Origin of the sequence: Stenotrophomonas maltophilia (genome assembly GCF_004920835.1) — a bacterium.
Taxonomy (GTDB): Bacteria; Pseudomonadota; Gammaproteobacteria; order Xanthomonadales; family Xanthomonadaceae; genus Stenotrophomonas; species Stenotrophomonas maltophilia_AQ.
In genome coordinates this window covers 77,718-84,142 of sequence record NZ_QFHO01000019.1, presented here as the reverse complement: position 1 = coordinate 84,142, position 6,425 = coordinate 77,718, and the positions used below count along the sequence as shown (strand labels likewise).

The 6,425-nt window shown below is 66.4% G+C and carries 8 protein-coding genes and 1 pseudogene; 4 read left to right on the top strand and 5 right to left on the bottom strand.

Annotated elements, in window-relative coordinates:
* Positions 1-111 (top strand): annotated as a pseudogene (locus tag DI041_RS14270) (IS110 family transposase); the annotation flags it as partial.
* Positions 112-142: 31 nt separating this feature from the next.
* On the opposite strand, the gene DI041_RS14265 reads toward DI041_RS14270, so the two are convergent.
* Entirely contained in the window at positions 143-895 is a 753-nt protein-coding gene (locus DI041_RS14265) for an SDR family NAD(P)-dependent oxidoreductase (protein WP_012509809.1), read from the bottom strand.
* Between the two features lie 162 nt (positions 896-1,057).
* On the opposite strand from DI041_RS14265, the gene DI041_RS14260 reads away from it, so the two are divergent.
* Positions 1,058-1,525, top strand: a complete 468-nt coding sequence (locus DI041_RS14260; RefSeq protein WP_046984107.1) for a YehS family protein — start codon at positions 1,058-1,060, stop codon at positions 1,523-1,525.
* Here DI041_RS14260 and DI041_RS14255 read toward each other — a convergent pair.
* A complete protein-coding gene (locus tag DI041_RS14255; RefSeq protein WP_136639136.1) occupies positions 1,494-2,381 on the bottom strand; it encodes a LysR substrate-binding domain-containing protein in 888 nt (295 codons plus the stop codon). The genes DI041_RS14260 and DI041_RS14255 overlap by 32 nt on opposite strands.
* A 143-nt stretch (positions 2,382-2,524) precedes the next feature.
* Between DI041_RS14255 and DI041_RS14250 the strand changes: the two genes are divergently transcribed.
* Positions 2,525-3,673 carry an MFS transporter gene (locus DI041_RS14250; protein ID WP_345775782.1) on the top strand — a complete coding sequence of 383 codons (1,149 nt, stop codon included), beginning with the start codon at positions 2,525-2,527 and terminating at the stop codon, positions 3,671-3,673.
* Here DI041_RS14250 and DI041_RS14245 read toward each other — a convergent pair.
* The gene (locus tag DI041_RS14245) at positions 3,670-4,368 is read right to left on the bottom strand and encodes a TorF family putative porin (RefSeq protein ID WP_046984110.1); all 699 of its coding nucleotides are present in this window, start codon (positions 4,366-4,368) and stop codon (positions 3,670-3,672) included. The genes DI041_RS14250 and DI041_RS14245 overlap by 4 nt on opposite strands.
* Positions 4,369-4,532: 164 nt before the next feature.
* Here DI041_RS14245 and DI041_RS14240 point away from each other — a divergent pair, with 164 nt between their 5' ends.
* Positions 4,533-4,922, top strand: a complete 390-nt coding sequence (locus DI041_RS14240) for a DUF6165 family protein (protein WP_046984111.1) — start codon at positions 4,533-4,535, stop codon at positions 4,920-4,922.
* A 6-nt stretch (positions 4,923-4,928) separates the two neighbouring features.
* Here DI041_RS14240 and DI041_RS14235 read toward each other — a convergent pair whose 3' ends face one another.
* Together DI041_RS14235 and DI041_RS14230 are read right to left on the bottom strand one after the other, a co-directional pair.
* A complete protein-coding gene (locus DI041_RS14235) occupies positions 4,929-5,606 on the bottom strand; it encodes a response regulator transcription factor (protein ID WP_046984112.1) in 678 nt (225 codons plus the stop codon).
* Positions 5,607-5,797: 191 nt separating this feature from the next.
* Positions 5,798-6,370, bottom strand: coding sequence for an OmpO family porin (locus tag DI041_RS14230; RefSeq protein WP_012509803.1), 573 nt, complete (start codon positions 6,368-6,370; stop codon positions 5,798-5,800).
* Between the last annotated feature and the right edge of the window lie 55 nt (positions 6,371-6,425).

Here is a 6,425-nt window from a genome sequence, read left to right as displayed (position 1 = left end):
GTCAAGCAGGGCAAGCCGGGCAAGGTGGCTTTGGTCGCGGTGATGCGCAAGATGCTGGTGATCCTCAACGCCCGCAAAAGGGATGCGGAGGCCCAGATGGCCTCCGCCTGACAAGACAGTTGCTACAGAAGCACGGTGTAGGTCAGCCCTCGCGGGCGACCTGGAAACCGGCGAAGGACTGGCTGACCGGCATCAGTTCCAGGCGGTTGATGTTGAGATGCGGCGGCAGCGTGGCCACCCAGAAGATCTGTTCGGCGATGTCTTCGGCGGTCATCGGGTTGGCGCCGGTATAGAGCTTGTCCGACGCAGCCTGATCGCCATGGGTACGCACCACGGTGAACTCGGTTTCGGCCATGCCCGGCTCGATCGTGGTCACGCGCACGCCGGTGCCATGCAGATCCGAGCGCAGGCCCAGCGAGAACTGGCTGACGAAGGCCTTGGTGCCACCGTAAGCATTGCCGCCCGGGTAGGGATAGACGCCGGCCACCGAGGAAATGTTGATGATCGCACCCTTGCGCTCGACCAGCTGCGGCAGCAGCCGGTGGGTCAGGGTCACCAGCGCGGTGATGTTGGTGTCGATCATCGTGGTCCAGTCGGACAGCTTTGCGCTCTGTGCCGGCGCGGTGCCCTGTGCCAGCCCAGCGTTGTTGACCAGCAGGTCGATCTCACCGAAGGCCGGCGGCAGCGCCAGCAGCGCCGCTTCCATCGCCACCGGGTCGCGGATGTCGAAGACCGCGGCATGCACCACGTCCTTGCCATAGCGTTCGACCAACGGCTGCAGGCGTTCGCCGCGGCGGCCGGTGGCGATCACCTTCCAGCCCGCCTGGGCGAAGCGGTGGACGGCAGCGGCGCCGAAGCCGGAAGTGGCGCCGGTAATCAGGACAGTGCGGGTCATCAGGCAACTCCAGGGGGAAAACCAGACCCCCATTCTGGCACCGTCGACCGATCCCCGTGTTGCCGGATCGGCCAGAACCTGGAGCAGAACCAGGGTCAGATCCCTTTGCCGCCAGCAAAGGGATCTGACCCCACCTGCCGGGGTGACCGGTACAATTGGGCCATGATCAACAACGATGTCCTGCGCAGCGTGCGCTACTCCCTGGACCTGGGCGACCACCACGTGGTGACCCTGTGCCAGCTGGCCGACCCGGCCTTCGCGGTGGATACCGAGCAGGTGAAGGCCTGGCTGCGCCGCGATGACGAAGCCGGCTTCGAGGCGATGAATGACAGCGCGCTGGCCCACTTCCTCGATGGCCTGATCGTGCACCTGCGTGGTCGCGACGAGAGCCAGCCGCAACGCGCGGTGGAAACCCGCATCGACAACAACCTGGTGCTGAAGAAGCTGCGCGTAGCCTTCCAGCTGCGTGACGTGGACCTGTTGGAGATCTTCGCCAGCGCCGGTTTCAACGTCTCCAAGTCGGAAATCGGTGCGCTGTTCCGCCAGCCCGGCCACACCAACTACCGGCGCTGCCTGGACCAGATGCTGCGCAACTTCCTCAAGGGCCTGAGCCTGCGCCTGCGCGGCTGAGCACGGCCGCGACGAACGCCCGTGCCGCCGGCGTCGGCAACCGCTGCCAGACCAGGTGCACGCGGCGGGTCGGGGTCGGCTGCAGCGGAATCTGGACCACCCCCTCGAACCCTTCGGCGATCAACGCCGGCACGATCCCGACCGCCAGCCCATGGCGGACGAAGCGCTCGACCAGTTCCATCAGGTTGACCTCGAAACGCACCGTGTGCGGCAGGCCTGCAGCGGCGAACGCATCATCGGTCTGCCGGCGCGCGCCGGTGCCGCGCGGGAAGTCGACCAGCGCTTCATCCTGCAGCGCGGCCAATGGCAGCCGCGTGTGCCCGGCCAACCGATGCGACGGCGCCAGCACCGCCACCAGGTCTTCCTCCTGCAGCATCTGGTGGCACACGCCATCCAGCCCCGCCGAGGGCGCCAACCCGACCAGAGCGACATCCAGTTCGCGCGACTGCACCTGCGCGATCAGGTCCTCGCTCTTGTCCACCCGCAGCTGGAATTCAACCTGCGGGTGTGCCTGCTGGAAGGCCGCCAGCATCGCCACCACGTCGATGTCGGTCAGCGAAGAGATCTGCCCGATCGCCAACAACCCGCGCACTTCGCCGCTGACTGCGGCGACGTCGGCGCGCAGGTGGCGCAGGCTGGCCAGCACCTGCCGCGCGTGCACCAGCAGCGCCTCGCCGGCGGCGGTGGCACGTACGTGGCGCGGCAGGCGCTCGAACAATGGCGTGCCCAGCTCCTGTTCCAGATTGGCAATCTGATGGCTGAGCGCCGACTGCACCACATGGCAGCGCTCGGCGGCACGGGTGAAGTTGCCCTCCTCGGCCAGGGAGACGGCAAATTCAAGCTGCTTGAGATTCACACAACCATCTCATTTCCAGATGACAGGGATGATGATGATTCATTTCCATCATGACTGCAGCGGGCGGACACTGTGCACCCCGCATTCTGGAACACCGCGTGAGCCCGTCCCTCCCCCCTCTGCACCGCTGGCAGGTGCTGCTGATGTCGGTCGCCACTGGCGTGGCCGTAGCCAGCAACTACTATGCGCAGCCGCTGCTGCACACCATCGCCGATGCCTTCGGCCTGCCATTCGGCCAGGTCGGCATGGTGGTCACCGTGGCGCAGCTGAGCTATGCCGCCGGGCTGATCCTGCTGGTGCCGCTGGGTGACCTGTTCGAGCGCCGCCGGCTGATCGTGGTGATGACGCTGTTGTCGGCCAGTGGACTGGTGATCAGCGCCTGCGCGCCGTCACTCACGTGGCTGCTGGTGGGCACGGCGATCACCGGCCTGTTCTCGGTGGTGGCGCAGGTGCTGGTGCCATTTGCGGCCACCCTGGCCGCACCGGAGCATCGTGGCCGGGTGGTTGGTACGCTGATGAGTGGCCTGCTGCTGGGCATCCTGCTGGCGCGCACCGTGGCCGGGCTGCTGTCGAGCCTTGGCGACTGGCGCCTGGTCTATGCAATCGCCGCCGGCACCCTGGTGCTGACCGCGCTGGCGCTGCAACGTGGCCTGCCACGCTTCCACCACAGCGCAGGCCTCAGCTACTTCGCCCTGCTGCGCTCGATCGGCTCCCTGTTCGTGCATGAGCCGGTGCTGCGCCATCGCACGTTGCTGGGTGCATGCAGCTTCGCCATGTTCGCGATCTTCTGGACGCCACTGGCGTTCCTGCTCGCACAGCCACCGTACGCCTACAGCGACGCCACCATCGGCCTGTTCGGACTGATCGGTGCAGCCGGCACGCTGGCCGCGGGCCTGGCCGGGCGCATGTCCGACCGTGGCCAGACCGGCCGTGCCACGGCCATCGCGCTGGTACTGTTGCTGCTGTCGTGGCTGCCACTGGGGCTGTCGGCGCACTCGCTGCTGGCACTGCTGGTGGGCGTGGTGGTGCTGGACCTGGCCGCGCAGCTGCTGCACGTCAGCAACCAGAACCTGATCTATGCGCTGCAACCGGCTGCGCGCAACCGCCTCAATGCCGGCTACATGACCGGCTACTTCATCGGCGGCTCGCTGGGTTCGCTGCTGTCGGCGCAGGTCTACCAGCGCTTCGGCTGGACCGGCGTCTGCGTGGCCGGTGCTGCGGTGGCCGTGCTGGCCCTGCTGCTGTGGCTGCCCGGCGCGCTGCGCGCGCGCCAGGCCTCGGCTGCCAACTAGAAGCTGCCCTGCAGTGCCAGCTCCCAACGCCCCCCGGCGTTGCCCGGGAACAGGCGCTTGGCCGCGTTGTCGGTGTCGTGCACGGTGGCCCGCAGCTCCCACGCCGGGGTCAGCGTGGCAATGGCACTGAGCTGACCATGCAGGTAATCCGGCCCCTGTGCGGTGGCCAGCCAATACTGGCCTACCGCCGCCTCCAGCCGGACGCGCTCGTGCAGCGGCACACGCACGCCGAGCTGGGCATAGGTGCCGCGATGACCGCCGGCCAGCGCATCATTGGAATGCGCGACCTGCAGCCAGGCGCGCTGCTTCCAGGTCAACGTGGTATTGAGTTCGGTCCAATCCAGCGCGCGGCCAGTGCCTGGGTACACGTAGCGGGTCAGGTTGGCATCCAGCGTCCAGTCCGCTGCCAGTGCGCCACTCCAACCGGCCACCAGGTCGAACTCGCTGCGCGCGCCGTTGTCCGGCTTGAACGATACGTTGGAGCCCCACGCGCTGGCGTACCAACCGGATGCGAGTGCCACTTTTGCGCCCACCTGCGCTGCAGGGTCGCCGTCGCTCTGCGAGCTGCCGCGCCACACGTAGTCGCTGGTCAATGCTGCACTGCCACTCACCTGCACCTGGGCCTGCGCGCTGCCGATACCCAGCATTCCTGCCAGCGCGGCCACCATCGCTGCCATCATCCCCTTGCTGTTCACTGCACTGTGTTCCTCGTCGAAGGCGGTCACGCCGCCGGGACAGCAGTGTCGGAGGGAGCGGCGTAACGGATCGAGGGTGCTGCCCGGCCCGCAGCGCAAATTCGGCGTAAATCCCGCTGCGGTGGGCGCGGTATCATGCAGGCCTGTTTCCAGGAACCAACCACGTGGACGCCATCCTGACCCCGGTATCGATCGGCGAGCTGATCGACAAGATCACCATTCTCGAGATCAAGGCCGAGCGCATCGACGATGCCGCCAAGCTGGCCAACGTGCGCACCGAGCTGGACGGCCTGCTGCCGTTGCTGCAGCAGCAGTTGCAGGCACAGCCCGCGCTTGCCGCGCTGAAGCAGCAGCTGAAGGCGATCAACGAACGCATGTGGGACATCCAGGACCAGCTGCGCGACAAGGAAGCGGCGCAGGTGTTCGATGATGCATTCATCCAGCTCGCGCGCGGCGTGTATGGCACCAATGGTGAGCGCGTGCAGGTGAAGAACGAGATCAACCGCGTGGCCGGTTCGGCCCTGGTGGAAGAGAAGCAGTACCAGGGCGAATGAGCCCGCTCATCCGCATTCGAGCAGGTGCCGGATGCGGAACAGCTCACCATCGCTGTGGATACCGAGCTTCTCGTAGGCCGTCCGCTTCTGCGTGCTGACCGTACTGGCGGTGCGCCCGAAGCGCCGCGCCACCTCTCCGGTAGTGCAGCCCTGCAGCACCAGCCGGAGCACCTCGCGCTCGCGTCGGCTCAAGGGCGTGAGCACCGGCGCCGGTGTGCGCCGCATGCGCGATCGATTCAACTGCGTGCGCAGCTCCGGGGGCACGAAGCGGCCGCCACGGGCCAGCACGTCGATCGCACGCATCAGCATCGCTGGCGAAGTGCCCTTGGGAAGAAATCCGCGCGCACCGGCCTGCATCGCCATGGTCACCGTGCTTGCATTGCAGTGTTCGGACAGCACCAGCACCGGCAACAGCGGCCAGCGTCGTGACAACAGCCGCAGCAGGGCGAGGCCCTGTTCGGGTCCTCGCGGCGCCAACAGATCGATCAGCAACAGGTCGATGCCACCGGGTTGGCGATGCAGCAGGTCGAGCAGATCACCTTCGCGGGTGAAGCTGCCACAGATCTGCACGCCGCCGTGCTGGCGCAGCACTACCTCCACCCCCAGCCGCAGCACGGGGTGCGGCGCCAGCATTGCCAGGCGGCGGGGTCGATCGAGGGGCAGAGCGGGAACAGCAGGCGGCATCACGCGGATCCGGCGGTACGAAGTGCCCACCGTAGGCCCGCGTCTGGAGCAGCGGAATCCAATTTATTGCAACGCACCAAAGACGCGCGCAGGCGCTCAGCTGCGGTTTCGGATCGCTCCAACGCGACAGGCCCGGCATGAGCCGGGCCTGTCGAGGCATCTTCAAGCGCGCATGCGCGCCGAGGAAGCAGTTACCAGCTGAAGCGCGGGCCGACGGTGTATTCCTTGTCGCCGTCGCGGTTCATCTTCAGCTCGCCGTTCAGGCCCCAGTTCTGGTTCAGCTTGACCTGACCACCCAGGCGACCGTACCACTGGCCTTCCGGATTGATGCCGTGCTTCTTCGAGAAATCTTCGTAACCGACCATGCCGTAGACTTCGGCGTGGGCACCGAAGGCGGTGCGGATGCCGGCTTCGGCGCTGTAGCCGTTGAAGTCAAGGCCGTGCTTCTGGTCGCGCTTCTGGTAAGCAACGCGGGCAACGAAGTCGGTGGTCGGAGCGATTTCAACGTTGTAGCCGGCACCGATCTTCCACTGGTCCAGCTTGATGTTGGTGTTGTCGATTTCCTGGCGGCTGTAATCACCGAAGGCGTGGAAGTTCGGCAGGAAGCCGTACGAACCCTTCACGCCCCAGCCGTCGGCCTTGAACGCATCGATGTCGGTCTTGGCGTAGTCAGCTTCGGCGTAGTTGTAGGACAGGTTCTCAGCAGCCGAGGCGGTGAACGGCAGGGCAGCGGCCAGGGCCAGAGCAATCAGCGAATTCTTCATGGGGGTACACCTTTACTTTCTTATGGTGTGCAGCAGCGCCAGGGCGCCAACGCAT

Coding starts and splice junctions, on each gene's coding strand:
- DI041_RS14250 (WP_345775782.1), top strand. CDS start 2,525: ATGTCGGTCGCCACTGGCGTGGCCGTAGCCAGCAACTACTATGCGCAG.
- DI041_RS14230 (WP_012509803.1), bottom strand. CDS start 6,370: ATGAAGAATTCGCTGATTGCTCTGGCCCTGGCCGCTGCCCTGCCGTTC.
- DI041_RS14235 (WP_046984112.1), bottom strand. CDS start 5,606: ATGCCGCCTGCTGTTCCCGCTCTGCCCCTCGATCGACCCCGCCGCCTG.
- DI041_RS14260 (WP_046984107.1), top strand. CDS start 1,058: ATGATCAACAACGATGTCCTGCGCAGCGTGCGCTACTCCCTGGACCTG.
- DI041_RS14265 (WP_012509809.1), bottom strand. CDS start 895: ATGACCCGCACTGTCCTGATTACCGGCGCCACTTCCGGCTTCGGCGCC.